The organism is Pedobacter terrestris, from assembly GCF_052343045.1.
In the GTDB taxonomy this organism is placed as follows: Bacteria; Bacteroidota; Bacteroidia; order Sphingobacteriales; family Sphingobacteriaceae; genus Pedobacter.
In genome coordinates, this window is record NZ_CP180264.1 from 3966708 (window position 1) to 3983880 (window position 17173).

The following is a 17173-nucleotide window of genomic DNA, read 5'->3' on the forward strand; positions in this document are numbered from 1 at the left end:
AACTAAGACTTATCTTTTTTTGCGATGAGATAAGGTTGAACGGCTTTCTTCCAGATTTCATATCCGGTTGCATTCATGTGCAACATATCTTCTACAAAAAGCTCCGGTCGTAATTTTCCGTCTTTTGCCATCATTAACGGATAAATGTTAATAAACCTGGTATTTTTCTCTCCGGCAATGAATTTCTGAATCAGCAAATTCGACTCAATTGCTTTTTGCCTGAATTGATCTCTGCTTGGACTTGGTTTTATCGAGATATAAGCAATAGGAATATTTGGCAATTTCTCACGAATGGCTTTATACAACCTAACCGTTCTGTTCAATACACTATCGGCAGTGGTTTTTTCATCAGGCAAGTCATTTTCGCCTACATAAATAATAATTTGACGTGGTTGATAAGGGAAAACAATATCATTAAGATAACGGGTAATATCGTTGGTAACTGCTCCGCCAATGCCGCGATTTAAAGCATTGTAAGCGACAAAATCCTGCGTTAAAGTATCCCATTTGCGAATGGATGAACTGCCGATAAACAATATGGGATTAACCGGCGGTTTATACATTTGATCGTACTTTTTAATGGTTTGAACATCATCCCAAAAAGCGGGCTTGTTCTGGGCATTGGCAGATAAAATGATAACTTGAACGAGGATCAGTATAAAAAAGTATTTTTTCATGTTATGTAAATTAGGATTTTGCTAATGTACATATAACAGGTAAGTATCCTTAGAAATATTGGATAAAATTGATCTGAACCAAAAACGAAATCGGAAAAAATAGCGACCTGCTACACAGCTTTTGACACTGGTTTTTTCTTGGTTTTTTTTTGACGTCCAAGATAAATCAACAAACCGGTTATCGGCAGAGATGCTGTAATTAATGTGGTTAAAAGCGCCAAAATTTTAGTTGGCCAGCCAAATATACTGCCGGTGTGAATGGATTTATTCAACTTACGGATTTTGCTCCCCAAGTTAAGATGATCAAACGGATTGGATTGAATAAACTGAGCTGTTTTAGCATCAAAATAAAGCTGATCGGCACCTGTTGCCAATTCCGCATCGTTTTCTTTAGCCACCAAAATAGCTTTATCTTTTTTATCTGGAAAAGTGATGGTTAACTTGCCGGAATGTGGATATTTCAAATTGGTTGCAGACACAACCATTTCATAAATTCCTACCGTTTTTTTGGCTTGCGGATTTTGGTTTTTAACAACCTCTACTTTTTCTATCTTACTATTGGTAAGCGTAAACAGTAAGTTTTCTACCCAATCGTAACTCCAGAGTAAACCGGTTAGCGTAATGATCAGCAAACCCGTCATCGCATAAAAACCTCCTACGCCATGTAAATCCCAGTTCACTCTTTTGAATGAAGCATCGGTTTTTACTTTTAAACGCTGTTTTAATACTTTTTTATTGTTCGGCCACCACAGGTATAAACCACTTAGCGCCAGGAAAAATGTAATGGCGCAAGATATTCCGGTTATAGTTTTACCTGTTTCGCCCTTTAGTAAAAAGCGATGAAGGTTAAGTACAGTCGGGAAAAACCTTTTTTGTTCCTCACCTTTTGAAAGCACTTCTCCGGTATATGGATTGATAAAAACATATTTGTATCCCTTCTTTTTGGTACCAAATGTAGCCTTGGCACTTCTATTGGCTTCAACTGCAAAAGCGATTCTAAAAATTTTCTCTTTTGGATAAACAGACTTTGTAATGGCAACCAATGAATCGGCAGATAAACGATTTGGCATCAGTTTAACCTGTTGCTCTTTTGGATAAAGTATTGGCGTTAAATCATCTTCGAAAGTTAAAATTGCACCTGTAACGGCAACAATAATGAGCACAATCCCAGCGACAAGACCAAGCCATAAATGTAAAAAGGATAGGATTTTAACAATTACCGGCGGAACAATGCCTTTTTTGGCTTTTTTATTTAGAGGTGCCTGAGATTTCATGTATGTTTTGCATGTATCATTTAATGCCTCATCAATTGCCGCATTTGAATTTAACGCACAAAATTACGCTTATTTAAAACAAATAAAAATTAGCCAGGACTTTGTATCAAAATAAATGCAAACGCGAAAACAGCGAGCAAAAAAAAGACCCGCAGCATTTGCGGGTCTGAAAATCTGTCTTAATGTCCAGATTTCATACTGGTTTGCTCTATACCTTTCAATCGCTTTGCGCAGTAAATTCCAAAATACAGAATGAATACATAACACAATAAAGGCAATACAAAGGAATGGTGAACGCCAATTTTATCGGCAATTGCCGCTTGAATTAATGGCATAATTGCACCACCTAAAATAGCCATAACCAAAAGTGATGAACCTTGACTGGTATATGCGCCCAACTTGGCTATCGCTAGTGTGTAGATGTTGGAGAACATAATGGAATTAAAAATACCAATTCCCAATATGCTGTACATTGCTAAATCTCCGGTGTTAACCATTACAGAAATCAACAAGAGGACATTTATTGCAGAAAATATAGCTAAAGTTCTTGCTGGTGCAGATTTCCCGATCAGGAAAGCCACAAAATTCATTGCGATAAATACCAAAAAGAAACTGATTTGTGCAAAGGTCAGATCTACAATAAAGAAAATTAACACGAAAACTAAAATAGACGTTCCAAGCATGTAAACAATTTTCTTAGACTGACTTAAAGTATGGTTTAACGAAATTGCACCAACGAAGCGGCCAATCATTGCGCCACCCCAATATAACGACAAGTAATTTTTGCTGATCGCTTCTGGAAGGTCTTTAATTTCTTTTAAAAAGCTGATGATGAAACTACCTACAGCTACTTCAGCACCAACATAGCAAAAAATTGCCGCGATACCCAGTTTAAGGTGTGTAAACTTTAATACGCCAAATCCTTTAACCTGATCTTCTTCTTCTGCTGTGAAAGATGGGAGTTTTACATAAAAAATAAGTAAAGCCACCAGCAATAAAATACCTGCAAAAATAAGATATGGAATGCGCGTTGCAGATGCACTGAAACTTCCATCGGCTTCTGAAAAAAGCTCAAAAATTAAATGGCCGCCAAGAATTGGGGCAATTGTAGTTCCGAAAGCATTGAAGGCTTGAGTTAGATTTAAACGGCTGGAAGCGCTATCTTCTGGCCCGAGTAAAGATACATAAGCATTCGCGGTAATTTGCAGCACGGTAAAACCGAGACCTAACACAAATAAAGCCCCAAGAAACAGTGGATAAATAGAATAAGTGGCTGCTGGAAAAAACAATACACATCCAAACGCAGCTAAAAGAATACCAAAAAGGATACCTTTTTTATACCCAACTTTGTTAATTGGATCGCCTTTGGTGTAAGAGATAATAAAATAAATTAACGACCCTACAAAGTAAGCCCCAAAGAAACAAAATTGTACAAGAAGTGAGCCTACATAACTCAACTGAAACAGTTCTTTTAAATAGGGGATTAAAATATCATTCATGCAGGTAATAAAACCCCACATAAAAAATAAAAGCGTAATGGTAACGAGCGGAACGGCGTAATTTGTTTTGGTTTTGCTTTGGGCAATTGGACTATTCATTGTTGCTGAGGATAATTATTTTACTAATATTCTTTTAAGTAATTTTGGTTTAAGCATTGGGAAATCGTTTTACGTCCCAATCTTCAAAGAAACGGTTTTTTCTTTACTTCTTTGGTATCATTGCGATTGCAATATTTCTAATCAAGACTTCGGAATGCGATTGCTTGTCGTTTTACAACCAAGCAACCTGTAAATCAGCAGGATAAACAACATCCGGATTTTACGCAATCTTCAACTGCTTTCGAAGCATTGCATTTGGGTTTTGAAAAATGACGCACGGCTTTCAAAAACGGATAATTTTTTTAAGGGTAAGTTTAATCTGCGCAAACAGTTGAAATGCACCCGCCTATTCAGGATATTTTTTTGCACTTCTGCGTAAACCTGCCGAAAGTTTCAAAATTGTGTTTAAAACTTCCGGCAGATGATACGTGATAATCATTTGAAAGGTTTTTATTTGCTTTTCAACTCATCAAATGGGGCAGTCAAAGCAAATGCTTTATGTACTTTTTCTACCGCTAAAGCTTTTGGTAAAGAAAAGTCTGCACTTTGTTTAATGTTTAGTGAGGATGCACCTACAAGTACCTTGTACGTACCTTGCTCGGCAAACCAGGCACTTTTGCTTTCAATAAAAGATGCAAGATCTTTAGCGGTTAAGGTAAGTATAACGGTTTGCGATTCGCCAGGTTTTAACGCTTTTGTTTTGGCAAAGGCTTTCAATTCTTCTTTTGGCTTATCTATACTTTGGTGTGGTGCAGAAAGATACAATTGAACAATTTCCTTACCGGCCACTTTTCCGGTATTTTTTACGGTTACAGAGGCTGTAATTTTACCATCGAAAGTTTTGCTGCTTAATTTTAAACCGCTATAAGCAAACTGCGTGTACGATAAACCGAAACCAAATTCATAAGAAGGTTTCACATTAAATGTATTAAAATACCGGTAACCCACATAAATGCCTTCTTTATACGTTACATTTTGTGGATCATTTGCTGGTGTACCCAACCAGTTTTTCGCCGATGGGGTATCTTCATACTTGGCCGGGAAAGTCATCGTTAATTTACCCGATGGATTTACTTTACCATCAAAAATATCAGCTACAGAATTACCACCTTCCTGGCCAGGTTGCCAGGAAAGCAAAATTGCATCTACTTTATCTTTCCAGTTTGCTGTTTCTATTACCCCGCCGATATTAAGAATAACCACTACTTTTTTTCCTTTTGCATGGAAAGCATCAGTTACATTGTTAATCAGGTTTACTTCATCTGCAGCTAAATTAAAGTCGTTATCTACAGTTCTGTCGCCACCTTCTCCAGAGTTTCTGCCAATGGTGATAATGGCCAATGCTGTAGATGCGGCTTTTTGTGCAATCGTCTCTTTACTTAATTCCAGTTCTGGCAGGCGTTGTGGCAAAGCCAAAATGCCACGTTCTTTTCTACTTGCCAGTTCTGCAGCTTTTTCTTTCGCAGCAAACGGTGTGTATAAGTCAACCAGTTCTTTATCCAACTTGTAACCTGCTTTATTTAAACCTTCTGTAAGTGAAACCGTATATGCTTCATTTACATCGCCGCTTCCTGTACCACCAGCAATAAAATCGTAAGAAGTTACGCCGAAAGCGGAGATTGCATTTTCTTTGGCCGAATAAGGCAAAAGATTTGCATCATTTTTAAGCAAAATCATTCCTTCTGCAGCAGCAGAACGTGTAATCTCTGCATTTGCTTTCAGATCGGGTTTATCTGTATACTTATATTTTGCCATAGTAGGCGATTTAAAAACCAATACCAGGATGTTTTTTAAATCTCGATCAACCACTTCTTTACTCAACTCACCAGATTTGATTCCTTTTAAAATGGCTTCTTTTTGCGCAGGTAAACCAGGCATCAACAAATCATTTCCGGCGGTAAGCTGCTCTACAACATTACTGGTTCCACCTTTTAAAGAACTGAAACCGGCGTAGCCACCAAACCAATCGGTCATTACAATTCCTTTAAATCCCCACTCATCGCGAAGGATATCAGTTAACAAATCTTTTCTGGCCGAAGTATATGTTCCATTTATCAAATTATAAGAGGACATGATTGTCCACGGTTGAGATTCTTTTACCGTAATTTCAAAACCTTTCAGGTACAACTCTCGCATGGCGCGTTCAGAAATATGCTCGTTGATAGACAAACGATTGGTTTCTTGATTGTTCGCAGCAAAATGTTTAACTGAAGTGCCTACGCCATTAGATTGGATTCCTCTAACCATTGCCGAAGCAATTTTGCCAGAAATTAATGGATCTTCTGAATAATATTCAAAATTTCTGCCGTTTAATGGATTTCTGTGAATGTTTAATGCTGGCGCCAAAAGTACATCTACACCATATTCTTTCACTTCATTTCCCATGGCTTTACCTACAGATTCAATCAATGTAGGATTCCATGTAGAAGCTAATGCTGTTCCAACCGGAAAAGCAGTACAATAATATGTGTTTTTGTCATTATTGCGAATGGGTTTTATCCGCAAACCTGCCGGCCCATCAGCAACAATAATTTCTGGAATACCAAGACGTTTTATCTCATAAGTTCCGCCTGCAGCGCCCGGCACCCGACCTTCTATTGCACCAACAACTGGCGTTAAACCATCAAAACCTGGCATCCCTGTGCCCATTAACATGGATGCCTTTTCTTCGTCCGTCATTTTGGAAATTAAATCTGCTATGCGTTCGCCAATTGGCAAACGGTAATCTTCATATTTATCCAATTTCCCATTTCGGTTCAGATCGGCAAAGCGGAAACCATTTATATTAAGCATTGGTGCAGCATTATTCTCTTCTGCTTTCCAGCTCGTAATGGAAAGTACAATAGCGCCCGACAGCAATATGGATGCCATTTTATTGAAGTTTTTTTTCATTATATATAGACTTTAAAAAAGTTGCGGTAGAAATTCAGCTAAGTAATCTCGCCAGTTAGACCAGGTATGTCCGCCCGTGCTTTCTTTGTATGTGTATTTTAGTGGAATTGCATCTAACCTTTTGCGGTAATCCTGAACGTTTTTATACAGAAAATCGGTATTTCCAATGCCGATCCAATACAACTTAAAGCCATTTGAAGCCTGAGTTTTAAGCTTCGCATCTAGTTGTTGGTAAATTGCAGTTTTTGTGGTATCGGGAGGAAGAACTGCAGGCGAGAACAAACCTACATAATCAAATTTGTTGACTTCATTTGCAGAAATATAAAGAGAATGAAAACCGCCCATAGATAAACCCGCGATTGCACGGTGCGCTTTATCTCTTTTAACGCGGTAATTTTGTTCAGTAAATTGGATAATCTCTGGGAAAAATTGTTCCATATCTCCACTAAAAACATCAGGCGTCATCATTATTGGTTTGTAAAATCCTTTGCTTGATTCTCCCGGTGCGGCAGTGTTACTGGTGTGACCGTTTGTCATTACTACAATCATGGGTTTAGCTTTTTTCTGCGAAATAAGGTTATCCAAAATCTGGCTGGCGCGACCAAGCTGCATCCAGGCTTCCTCATCGCCACCAACACCGTGAAGTAAATACAATACCGGATAATCTGTTTTAGTACTTTCATAACCTGGCGGGGTGTAAACGGTTAACCTTCTGGTTGTATGTAAACCGGCAGATGTATACCAGCGCTTCGCTACTGTTCCATGTGGCACATCGGTTACTTTGTAAACATCGGCTTTGCCATTTCCAATTAGGAAAACGTTAACAACAGAAGCTACGTCTCTAATGAGATATACATTATTCGGATCGCGGATTTTTAAGCCATCTGCAATAAAAGAATAACTGTACAATTCTGATGGTAAAACGGCGGTGGTGTACGTCCAAATGCTATCTGCGCCTAAGCTCATATCTACAGAACCAGCGGCATAACCTTTAGCAGGTAACCAATCGCCTGTAACTTCTACTTTCTTAGCATTCGGTGCTTTAAGTTTGAATGTTACCCGATTATCTGCGAGAATCTCTGGCGAGACAATTTCTTTTTGTTTACCAAAGTTCAGGTTTTCCTGCGCATAGGTGCCGAAAATATTCAGCATCAGAAAGGTGATTAAAATCTTTTTCATGGATTATTTTTTTGATTAGGATGAATCAATTTCGCTAAAAAACGTCAAACATGCATTACTGCAAAAGCTAAAAAATTACCTGTTTTAAAAACAATGTTTCCAGAGTGACTGCTCGTTAGACTCAAATGTTCGTAGGTATAATAAAGATGAAACCCGCTGGATAATTTTGGTTAGAAAAATCTAAGAGATTTCATTGCTTCCTTATGAAGCAATATTAATATCTTTAAATAAGAAAAACAAATTATTAATTTAGGCCGATAGCAAAACTTACATTTGAGCGATGGTGATCAATGAGATTTTAGAGGCAAGTAAAGAATTGTGGCAAACTGCATTACCGCATATTTCTGTTGATTGTGTGGTATTTGGGTTTCACAATAATACTTTGAATGTACTTTTATTGCGGATAAAGGGAGAAAATGCATGGATTTTACCTGGTGGATATGTAAAAAAAAACGAATCGTTGGATGATGCAACTAAAAGAGTTTTATTTGAGCGCAGTGGCGCCGAAAAAATTTTCCTGAATGTATTTGGTGTTTTCGGAGATTTAAACCGATCAGAAGAGTTTTTTAAAGATTATCCAGACGATTTGTGGAACAAACAACGCTTCTTAACAATTGGTTATTACGCTCTGGTAGACCACTCACAGGTTACGCCCGTTAAAGATATTTTTTCTGACCGCTGTGAATGGATTCCGGTTGATGATTTACCAGAAATGGTGATGGACCATAAAGAGATTTTGAAAAAAGCACTGACAACACTCCGCGAAAATATCAGTCACAAACCAATCGGCTTTAATCTGATGCCACATACTTTTACAATGCCAGAACTGCAGTCTTTGTATGAAGCCATTTTAGGCCAGAAATTAAACCGCGGAAACTTTTATCGAAAAATGATGCGCTACAATATTCTCATAAAATTAGATGAAGCCAGAAAAGGCGGCGCGCATAAAGCGCCAGATTTATATCGCTTTGATGAAGTAAATTACAAAAAAGCGCTAATGGAAGTAAACTGGTAAACATTCACAAGCATAAATTTGTATGTTTGATATGCCCTACCGTGATATCTTAGCGAAAACCCATACGTCTGTCTGATTAGATTTGCATTTCTACTTATCAAGAATCATACATTCCTAAAAACTCTTTTTTTTATCGTTCATTTTGTTCAAAGCCTTAAAGCTAAATAGAACACAGTATCTTTATAATACCAAATCCCGGATGGGTATAGGTGATGACTTGATGTGGAATATTGCATATTCCACATCTTTTTTTTGATCATTTTTGCCGGAAAAGAATGGCATTTTTAGGATTTCCTGCCAGATTTATATGGATAATAAATAAAATTTGCCCCTTCGGGAACAATTACAAACACACACATATAGTCTTCTGGCTTTTTATATGCTTTTAGAAACGGTTCTTTACGTTCTTTATTGATAATTCCTTTTTCCACAAACTCTTCCAAGGTAGAAGCCTGTATTGTCCAATCTGTATTCAGCTCTTCTTTATTCAAAATCATTTCGCCAATACTAACCTCGTGTTGATGGGCAATAAAAACAGGATGTGCAGAAATGCCTTCAACCATAATTTCTACAGCAACCTCACGGATGGCATCTGCATAAAACTCAAGGTCTTTTTCCAGACTTACCAACGGACTTTCTTTTTTCTTCTCTGCGCCACTATCTTCTGGCGTTGCGCCAAGTAATTCTTCTCTATCCATATTCAAATCAATTTTGATGGTTGGTTTAAAAAATTCTCCAACCACCAATCTCTACTTATCCAAAAACTGTTTTCAGTTTTAACAAAACTACATTCTCTACATGTTGTGTATGTGGAAACATATCAACCGGTTTAATGCGGACTACATCGTATTTTTCGTTCAGCAATTCTAAATCGCGCGCCTGAGTTGCTGCATTACAGCTTACGTATACAATTTTTTCAGATTCCATTTCCAATAGACGTTGTACAACATCTGCATGCATACCCGCACGCGGCGGATCTGTAATCACAACATCTGGTTTTCCATGTGCCAGAATAAAATCTGCTGTTAAAATATCTTTCATATCTCCGGCATAAAAGATGGTATTGTCAATTCCGTTTAATTCAGAGTTGAATTTTGCATCTTCAATAGCCGTAGGCACATATTCTACTCCAACAACTTGCTTAACATCTTTAGCCACAAAATTTGCAATTGTACCTGCACCGGTATATAAATCGTACACCAATTCATCGCCTTTAAAACCTGCAAATTCTCGTGTAATTTTATACAATTCAAAAGCCTGGTCAGAATTCGTTTGATAAAAAGATTTCACCCCAATTTTAAACCGAATACCGTCCATTTCTTCAAAAATATGATCGCGACCGGCAAATACCTGAACGTCCTGATCAAAAATGGTATCATTTTTCTTTTGATTGATGATATATAAAAGTGAAGTTATCCGCGGAAATTGTTCTTGCAAAAAACTCATCAATCCATTTACCTGACCTTCTTCCGGATAGGCAAAAACAACTGCAACCATAATTTCGCCGGTAGATGATGTGCGAATAATTAAGTTGCGCAGCGTGCCTTCGTGGTTGCGTAAATCATAAAATGACAAAGCATTTTCTAACGCGTATTTACGTACGGCATTACGGATTTGATTGGAAGGATCATCTTGCAAATAGCAATGTTCGATATCCAAAATTTTATCAAAACGTAATGGAACGTGAAAGCCAAGCGCATTCATATCAAAATCCTCATCTCGATCAATATCAGTTCTATCTAACCAACGTTTGTTGGAAAATGTGAACTCAAGTTTGTTGCGGTAATATCTATTTTTTACTGAACCTAAAATCGGTTCGGCATTAGAGGTATCAATTTTTCCGAGGCGTTGCAAAGCCGCTTCTACATTTTTCTGTTTAAACTTCAACTGAGATTCGTAACCCATGTGTTGCCATTTACAACCGCCACATGTACCAAAATGCTGACAGAAGGGATCTGTTCTAAGCGATGATTTTTGATGAAATTGTTCTATAACCGCTTCCGCGAAATTTTTCTTTTTCTTGGTTAAGCGAACATCTACAACATCGCCAGGAACGGCTTTGTCTACAAAAATCACTAATTCATCGGCTTTGCCCACGCCTTTTCCTTCTTCGGCAATATCAATAATTTGTACGTTTGGAACGATTGTCACCACGCCTGGTTTTCTTCTACTCATTATGGCGCAAATATACAGGTTAAAGCTGAAACACAGAAAGCCTAAGCGGAAAGCAAAATTGGTAGCCGAATCTGGACGATGAAGACATCTAAACGGAAGACCTACAGAAATAATTTTGCAGAAATTTTTAGTTAATACCTGAACTCCCGGACAGAAACTACCCGTTAAAGTTTGATATTACGAAGCTGTTATTTCCAAAAAATACGTGCGGCAGACTCCCAAAAACCGTCCAGCCAGTTAAAATTCAGATCAAACTTCTCATCTACCAGTACAGAAAATTCTAATATTTCTTTACTCATGACTAAAACCAATTTATTTAGACAATAGTAATGAATTTTGAACTAAAAACCAAAACGGTATATATTAAATTTCAATTAAATAAATCAAAAAAATATCTGACACATTTGGAATATTGACGCAATTATTTCCGTAACTTAATATACGTATTACATAAAAAAGGAGGTTCATCATGAACGTTATCCGAAAAATTGAACATTGGGGAGATGTTCATCAAGCAAAATGGCTGGATTATTTGCGTATAATCCTTGGCCTGCTCATCTTTAGCAAAGGTGTTTCATTTATTAGTGACACCAGCACTTTACAAAACCTGATTCTGGACAATAATGTATTCGGATTCTCCGGAATGATGATTACGGTTGCTATTCACATTGTTGCCTTTGCACACTTAGTGGGTGGTTTGCTTATTATTCTGGGTTTAGTAACCAGATTTGCAGTCGTCATCCAAATTCCAATTTTAGTGGTCGCTGTTTTCTTTGTAAACTTAACCAGAGGTTTCTCTAGTTTGAACTCAGAATTATGGCTTTCGGTCATTACGCTGTTTTTACTGGTTTTGTTCTGGGTAATCGGTTCCGGACCACTTTCTGTGGATGAAGGTTTGAAAAACAAATCCGGAAAACGCTATAACTAATTTAGCGGTTAATTTTTCTTAGTATCTTTCGGCATGAAAACCAAGGTACTTTTTGCACTGCTTTTAGCGGGATGTTCCAGTTACGCCCAAAATACAATAGAAAATAATTTTACACTCACACGAACCGGATTTAATGCGCAAAATGCATACAACACCACTTCATTTGTAGAGAAATATTTTCGCGTTCCCGGAAATACGGGTTTTAACGCGAGCATTCATCATGTAGAAGACATTTTAAAAGCCGCAGGATTTGTAGAGCAAAAACGGAATGAGCAAGAATTACCTCTTACTTACAGAATAGAAAAACGCGCGCTAAAAAACAATACCTGGGAACCTCTTGATGCGAAAATTGAAATCGAGGGAGAATCTGCTCCACTGATTTCATTTAAAACCAACCGCAATATGATTCCTATTAATTGCAGTTCTACTCCACCAGACGGTATTGCTGCAGAAGTTGTTTATCTTACAGATCTGAATCCGGAAACTCTGGCAAAAAAAGACCTGAAGGGCAAAATTTTGTTTTCAGACAAAGAACGTGGTAAACTTACAGCGGTTGCCGCTCAAGTGGGTGCAATTGGCATTTTATCTTATGCTATGCCAGCACACACCCAACCAGAAATTCATCAAAGTTCTATCCAGTTTGGCAGCATGCGCCCATCAACCATTTGGAATCTATTCCTGTCTTACGCCGCAAAAGAAAGATTGAAAGCCACTTGCTTAAGAGGGGAAACAAAACTGAAAGTAAACATACAGACCAAAATTTATCCTTCAGAAGAACTTACAATTGTGGCCAATGTGCGCGGAAGCGAGAACCCGAAACAGCGGTTTGTTTTTAGTGCACATGTTCAGGAACCTGGAGCAAATGACAATGCAACTGGCGTGGGGACACTTGCAGAAATGGCGAGGTTAACCGCAGAACTTTACCAGAATAAAAAAATTGCACCAAAAAGAACCCTTACTTTTTTATGGGGCGATGAAATTGTATCTACACGCCGCTACATAACAGAAGATACCGCACGGGCGAAAGATATTTTATGGGGAATGAGTCTGGATATGGTTGGCGAAGACACCAAAAAAACAGGCGGCTCATTTTTAATTGAAAAAATGCCAGATCCATCGGCAATATGGACACGTGGAGAAGATAAACATACCGAATGGGGCGCTAGCGAAGTAAGCGAGAAAAACCTTTTCCCGCATTACTTTAATGATTTCATTTTCGACATCTGCAAACAACAGGGAAAATTTGCAAACTGGACCGTTAACTTTAATCCATTTGAGGGCGGAAGCGATCATACGCCTTTTCTGCAAAATAAAATCCCCGGCTTGTTAATGTGGCATTTTACAGATGTTTTTTACCATACCGACAATGACAGATTAGACAAAGTTTCTCCAGAAGAAATGAAAAATGTGGGCATAAGCGCATTAACCGCAGCATACACTTTAATTTCTGCTGATGAGAATACGGCATCTGCAACAGTAAGACAAATCAAAAATGATGCTTTGATCAGGATTAAAACTGAATTTGAATTGAGTAAAAAAGCCATTGCCGAAGGCAAATCTGCAGCCGATGAAAAACATATTCTGGAAGTTTGGTGCAAATGGTATTTAGACGCACTGGCAACGATAAAAAGTATGCCGGTAAAATCAGATGCTAATGCTATCGGCAAAGCCATTAAGGAAGCAATGCTCACTGTAGAAAAACAGACCCAATTGTATGCCAAAGCACTAAAATAAGTTTGACACGTTAAACCAACCAAATGCCAAAAGCAATCATTATTGGAGCCGGAATTGCCGGAATTGCCACTGCAATTCGTTTAACAATTAAGGGTTACGAGGTTTCCGTTTTTGAAACCAATGCAACTCCAGGCGGAAAACTTTCTGAAATTGAAAAAAATGGTTTCCGTTTTGACGCTGGACCAAGTTTGTTTACCATGCCGCAATATGTAGACGAGCTTTTCAAATTAGCGGGCAAAAAACCATCAGACTATTTTAAATACACTAAACTCGATGAAATATGCCGGTATTTTTATGAAGATGGATTGCAGCTCACCGCAACTTCTGATCTGGATGCATTCGGCAATGAAATTGAACAAAAAACAAATTCTAACACAGCTGAAGTGGCTACTTTTTTACAAAAAAGCAAAACCATTTACGACGTTACACACCGCGTTTTCTTAGAACGTACTTTACATAAAATTAAAAGTTACTTGCATTGGGATACTTTAAAATCCGTTTTCAGGTTTGGCCAAATTGATGCATTCAGAACGCAGTCTGCAGCTAATGCAACGTTTTTCAGCGACAATAGAATTGCCCAATTGTTTAATCGTTATGCCACGTATAACGGTTCTAATCCTTACCAGGCGCCAGCAACGCTCAATGTAATTCCTCATTTCGAATATCATTTCGGCGCATATCTGCCGGAAAAAGGCATGTATAATATCACCAGGTCACTGGTAAATCTGGCTGAAGATTTAGGCATAAAATTCAACTTCAACCAGAAGGTAGATGATATTTTATATAACAAAACCCGGAAAGTAAAAGGCATTCTCTGTAATGGCAAAGCTTACGATGCTGAGGTTGTGGTTTCTAACCTCGATATTTGGTTTACTTATAAAAATCTGCTCAAAGATGTTCAGGCACCAAAAAAACTTCTTCAACAAGAACGGAGCAGCTCTGCATTGATTTTCTATTGGGGCATTAAGGGGCAAAACAATGCACTCGGCTTGCACAACATTTTGTTTAGCGAAGATTACCCATCAGAATTTAATGCGATCTGGAAAGAGGAAAAAGTTTATCATGACCCAACTGTATACATCAATATCACCTCCAAAATTTTGAAAGAAGACGCACCTGTGCAATGTGAAAATTGGTTTGTTATGGTTAACGTACCCGCCAACAAGGGGCAAAACTGGCCGCTTTTGATTGCAGAAGCGAAAGCAAATATCTTGAGTAAAATTAAAAGAGTTTTAGGTATTGATATTTCTGAGCAAATTTTATTCGAAGAAATTCTCGATCCACGAAGTATTGAACAGAAAACTGGCGCATACCAAGGTTCATTGTATGGCAACAGTTCTAATAACCAATTTGCTGCATTTTTACGGCATGCGAATTTTAGTAAAGACATTAAGAATCTGTATTTCTGTGGAGGAAGTGTTCATCCCGGAGGCGGTATTCCGCTGGCATTGCTTTCGGCAAAAATAGTAGATGAAATGATTGGTTAATTTAATGCCAAAACATCTTTCGAAATCGTTATGGCTTAAATTTAAAACCAATATTTACGCTTGGCTGAACAATGGCCAGATTCAAAAAATTACATTTGCAGACATTGGTTATTAAAATTAAAACTTGAAACATGAATTTTCACACACGTAAATGGATAAAACCTGAAGATCTTAACCCAAATGGAGGCTTATTTGGTGGTAGTTTATTAAAATGGATTGATGAAGAGGCCGCAATTTATGCTATTGTACAACTTGAAAACCCCAAAGTGGTTACCAAATATATGTCCGAAATTAATTTTGTGAGTTCAGGAAAACTGGGCGATATTATTGAAATGGGCATTACTGCAACTGCATTTGGCACAACTTCTATTACCATGTGTTGTGAGGTAAGGAATAAAATAACTCGCAAAAGTATTTTAACGATTGATAAAATTGTTTTCGTAAATATCAATGATTATGGAGAACCGGCACCACACGGCAAAACAAAAATCAAATATATTGAAGAACAATTTTCTGAAGAAGATATTAAGAAGAATCAGGATTAGCAATTAATCCTGATTTCTTAATGCATTTTCTAACTTTTCTCCATCCAGATCAAATGCATTTACAATAACTTTTGCTTTGGTGTAAAAAGGGTCTCGTTCGGTAAGCTTCACTTTAATGAACTCCAGCAATTGTTCATCATCAAAATCTTTAATTAAAGGCCGTTTCTCTCGTTTATGCAAACGTGATACCAGTTGTGCAGGTTCCATATGCAGATAAACAGTTGTTCCGTGTGCATTCATCCAATCCATATTATCGAAAAAGCAAGGCAAACCACCGCCTGTTGCAATTACACAATTTTTAGGATAATCAAATGTTTTAAGCAATTCACTTTCGAAATTTCGAAATCCACTATCTCCAAACGCTTCAAAATATTCGGCTATAGTTTTACCAGATTTGGATACAATTTCTGCATCTAAATCAAAAAGCGGATAATCTAACCGATGTGCAAGTTGTTTTGCTTTGGTACTTTTTCCACAACCCATAAAGCCAATGAGAAATATAACCCCTAAATCCCCTGAAGGAGACTTTTCCATTCCGTCGTTCATGTTATATCGTATTATTAAATCTTAATTCTGAAGGATTTTTTTGTGCCAATAGTTTTCACCTTGTCAGGGATTAAACCTTAACTCTCGGATCGATATAGGCGTATAAAATGTCGACTAAGATATTAATTACCACGAAAACAAATGCAATAAATAATATAGAGCCCATTACAACCGGGAAATCTGACATTTCTAGCGCAGCTACTGTAGTTCTGCCTAAACCGTTGTAGCCAAAAATATATTCGACAAAAAACGAACCTGCCAACAAAGACGCAAACCAACCAGAAATGGCGGTTACAACCGGATTCATCGCATTGCGAAGAGCATGTTTATAAATAATTTTGTTTCTGCTTAATCCCTTAGCGCGCGCAGTTCTGATATAATCTTGCGCAAGTACATCAAGCATTGCGCTCCGTGTAAGTTGTACAATTATTGCCAATGGGCGTAATCCAAGTGTAATCATCGGCAGCCATAAATTTCTTAACGTAAGCACTTCGCCCTTAAACGGATTATAACTGTATAAACTACCGCTCATTTTTAATCCGGTTAGGTCGCTCAATACAAAACCGAAAAGCCAGGCGATAATAATTCCGGCAAAGAAAGATGGTGCCGAGATTCCCAAAATGGCAAAGGCATTGGCTGCTTTATCAATCCAGGTATCTTTATAAACCGCAGAAAGAACACCGAGTAAAACACCGATTATACTGGCGAAAATCATTGCTGTACATGCAAGAATAAATGTATTCGGGACGGTTTCTGCCAAAATTTCGGTTACATCTCGTTTGGTTTGATAGGAACTGCGTAAATAAGGCCACTTTAGCACCAGCGCATTCTCGCCATTAGAAATAAGTTTTAGGTATTTATATTTCGCCTGGGCAGTACTGTCGTTTGGCAACACGCTTACCGGCGATAGATCGTTTACATATAAAACAAATTGCATTGGTTTAGATCTATCCAAACCAAATTCCTTACGCACCGCTTCTAATGATTGTACATCGGCGCGCTGCCCCATAGTCATTCTGGCGGGATCTCCCGGAAGGATATTAAACAGTATAAAAACCACCAATACAACACCGGCCATAACCAGCAAACCGTATAAAAATTTCTTTACTGTGTAATTGAACAT

General features: G+C 37.8%; 15 protein-coding genes. 5 read left to right on the top strand and 10 right to left on the bottom strand.

What is annotated here, in order from left to right; translation table 11 throughout:
* Positions 1 to 2: 2 nt before the first annotated feature.
* The 5 genes from ACJVDH_RS16780 to ACJVDH_RS16800 form a co-directional block, all read right to left on the bottom strand.
* Entirely contained in the window at positions 3 to 677 is a 675-nt protein-coding gene (locus tag ACJVDH_RS16780; RefSeq protein WP_443944560.1) for a GDSL-type esterase/lipase family protein, read from the bottom strand.
* A 110-nt stretch (positions 678 to 787) separates the two neighbouring features.
* Positions 788 to 1951 carry a PepSY-associated TM helix domain-containing protein gene (locus ACJVDH_RS16785; RefSeq protein WP_443944561.1) on the bottom strand — a complete coding sequence of 388 codons (1164 nt, stop codon included), beginning with the start codon at positions 1949 to 1951 and terminating at the stop codon, positions 788 to 790.
* Positions 1952 to 2130: 179 nt separating this feature from the next.
* Positions 2131 to 3549: a sugar MFS transporter gene (locus ACJVDH_RS16790; RefSeq protein WP_443944562.1), complete on the bottom strand. Its 1419-nt coding sequence runs from the start codon at positions 3547 to 3549 to the stop codon at positions 2131 to 2133.
* A gap of 450 nt (positions 3550 to 3999) precedes the next feature.
* On the bottom strand, positions 4000 to 6441 hold the full coding sequence (locus tag ACJVDH_RS16795) for a glycoside hydrolase family 3 N-terminal domain-containing protein (RefSeq protein ID WP_443944563.1): 2442 nt from the start codon (positions 6439 to 6441) through the stop codon (positions 4000 to 4002).
* 12 nt (positions 6442 to 6453) lie between these two features.
* Positions 6454 to 7620 (bottom strand): alpha/beta hydrolase-fold protein, encoded by a 1167-nt coding sequence (locus tag ACJVDH_RS16800; protein WP_443944564.1) that lies wholly within the window; start codon positions 7618 to 7620, stop codon positions 6454 to 6456.
* 280 nt (positions 7621 to 7900) lie between these two features.
* On the opposite strand from ACJVDH_RS16800, the gene ACJVDH_RS16805 reads away from it, so the two are divergent.
* Complete coding sequence (locus ACJVDH_RS16805) at positions 7901 to 8635, top strand: NUDIX hydrolase (RefSeq protein WP_443944565.1); 735 nt, start codon at positions 7901 to 7903, stop codon at positions 8633 to 8635.
* 284 nt (positions 8636 to 8919) lie between these two features.
* Here ACJVDH_RS16805 and ACJVDH_RS16810 read toward each other — a convergent pair whose 3' ends face one another.
* The 3 genes from ACJVDH_RS16810 to ACJVDH_RS16820 form a co-directional block, all read right to left on the bottom strand.
* The gene (locus tag ACJVDH_RS16810; RefSeq protein ID WP_443944566.1) at positions 8920 to 9333 is read right to left on the bottom strand and encodes a hypothetical protein; all 414 of its coding nucleotides are present in this window, start codon (positions 9331 to 9333) and stop codon (positions 8920 to 8922) included.
* A gap of 55 nt (positions 9334 to 9388) precedes the next feature.
* The gene (gene rlmD, locus ACJVDH_RS16815) at positions 9389 to 10810 is read right to left on the bottom strand and encodes a 23S rRNA (uracil(1939)-C(5))-methyltransferase RlmD (RefSeq protein WP_443944567.1); all 1422 of its coding nucleotides are present in this window, start codon (positions 10808 to 10810) and stop codon (positions 9389 to 9391) included.
* A 188-nt stretch (positions 10811 to 10998) separates the two neighbouring features.
* Complete coding sequence (locus tag ACJVDH_RS16820; protein ID WP_443944568.1) at positions 10999 to 11109, bottom strand: phenylalanyl-tRNA synthetase subunit alpha; 111 nt, start codon at positions 11107 to 11109, stop codon at positions 10999 to 11001.
* A gap of 170 nt (positions 11110 to 11279) precedes the next feature.
* Between ACJVDH_RS16820 and ACJVDH_RS16825 the strand changes: the two genes are divergently transcribed.
* The 4 genes from ACJVDH_RS16825 to ACJVDH_RS16840 all read left to right on the top strand — a co-directional run bounded on the left by ACJVDH_RS16825 (position 11280) and on the right by ACJVDH_RS16840 (position 15504).
* Entirely contained in the window at positions 11280 to 11738 is a 459-nt protein-coding gene (locus tag ACJVDH_RS16825) for a DoxX family protein (protein WP_443944569.1), read from the top strand.
* A 33-nt stretch (positions 11739 to 11771) separates the two neighbouring features.
* Positions 11772 to 13472 carry a M28 family peptidase gene (locus ACJVDH_RS16830; RefSeq protein ID WP_443944570.1) on the top strand — a complete coding sequence of 567 codons (1701 nt, stop codon included), beginning with the start codon at positions 11772 to 11774 and terminating at the stop codon, positions 13470 to 13472.
* A gap of 23 nt (positions 13473 to 13495) precedes the next feature.
* Positions 13496 to 14959, top strand: a complete 1464-nt coding sequence (gene crtD / locus ACJVDH_RS16835; protein ID WP_443944571.1) for a 1-hydroxycarotenoid 3,4-desaturase CrtD — start codon at positions 13496 to 13498, stop codon at positions 14957 to 14959.
* Positions 14960 to 15090: 131 nt separating this feature from the next.
* Positions 15091 to 15504, top strand: a complete 414-nt coding sequence (locus ACJVDH_RS16840) for an acyl-CoA thioesterase (protein WP_443944572.1) — start codon at positions 15091 to 15093, stop codon at positions 15502 to 15504.
* 3 nt (positions 15505 to 15507) lie between these two features.
* Here ACJVDH_RS16840 and ACJVDH_RS16845 read toward each other — a convergent pair whose 3' ends face one another.
* Both ACJVDH_RS16845 and ACJVDH_RS16850 read right to left on the bottom strand, forming a co-directional pair.
* Positions 15508 to 16050 carry a shikimate kinase gene (locus tag ACJVDH_RS16845; protein WP_443944573.1) on the bottom strand — a complete coding sequence of 181 codons (543 nt, stop codon included), beginning with the start codon at positions 16048 to 16050 and terminating at the stop codon, positions 15508 to 15510.
* A 70-nt stretch (positions 16051 to 16120) separates the two neighbouring features.
* Entirely contained in the window at positions 16121 to 17173 is a 1053-nt protein-coding gene (locus ACJVDH_RS16850; RefSeq protein ID WP_443944574.1) for an ABC transporter permease, read from the bottom strand.

Bases quoted from the DNA above. Each gene is read 5' to 3' on its own strand.
- ACJVDH_RS16780 (WP_443944560.1), bottom strand. From the start codon at position 677: ATGAAAAAATACTTTTTTATACTGATCCTCGTTCAAGTTATCATTTTA.
- ACJVDH_RS16785 (WP_443944561.1), bottom strand. From the start codon at position 1,951: ATGAAATCTCAGGCACCTCTAAATAAAAAAGCCAAAAAAGGCATTGTT.
- ACJVDH_RS16790 (WP_443944562.1), bottom strand. From the start codon at position 3,549: ATGAATAGTCCAATTGCCCAAAGCAAAACCAAAACAAATTACGCCGTT.
- ACJVDH_RS16795 (WP_443944563.1), bottom strand. From the start codon at position 6,441: ATGAAAAAAAACTTCAATAAAATGGCATCCATATTGCTGTCGGGCGCT.
- ACJVDH_RS16800 (WP_443944564.1), bottom strand. From the start codon at position 7,620: ATGAAAAAGATTTTAATCACCTTTCTGATGCTGAATATTTTCGGCACC.
- ACJVDH_RS16805 (WP_443944565.1), top strand. From the start codon at position 7,901: ATGGTGATCAATGAGATTTTAGAGGCAAGTAAAGAATTGTGGCAAACT.
- ACJVDH_RS16810 (WP_443944566.1), bottom strand. From the start codon at position 9,333: ATGGATAGAGAAGAATTACTTGGCGCAACGCCAGAAGATAGTGGCGCA.
- rlmD (WP_443944567.1), bottom strand. From the start codon at position 10,810: ATGAGTAGAAGAAAACCAGGCGTGGTGACAATCGTTCCAAACGTACAA.
- ACJVDH_RS16820 (WP_443944568.1), bottom strand. From the start codon at position 11,109: ATGAGTAAAGAAATATTAGAATTTTCTGTACTGGTAGATGAGAAGTTT.
- ACJVDH_RS16825 (WP_443944569.1), top strand. From the start codon at position 11,280: ATGAACGTTATCCGAAAAATTGAACATTGGGGAGATGTTCATCAAGCA.
- ACJVDH_RS16830 (WP_443944570.1), top strand. From the start codon at position 11,772: ATGAAAACCAAGGTACTTTTTGCACTGCTTTTAGCGGGATGTTCCAGT.
- crtD (WP_443944571.1), top strand. From the start codon at position 13,496: ATGCCAAAAGCAATCATTATTGGAGCCGGAATTGCCGGAATTGCCACT.
- ACJVDH_RS16840 (WP_443944572.1), top strand. From the start codon at position 15,091: ATGAATTTTCACACACGTAAATGGATAAAACCTGAAGATCTTAACCCA.
- ACJVDH_RS16845 (WP_443944573.1), bottom strand. From the start codon at position 16,050: ATGAACGACGGAATGGAAAAGTCTCCTTCAGGGGATTTAGGGGTTATA.
- ACJVDH_RS16850 (WP_443944574.1), bottom strand. From the start codon at position 17,173: ATGTTCAATTACACAGTAAAGAAATTTTTATACGGTTTGCTGGTTATG.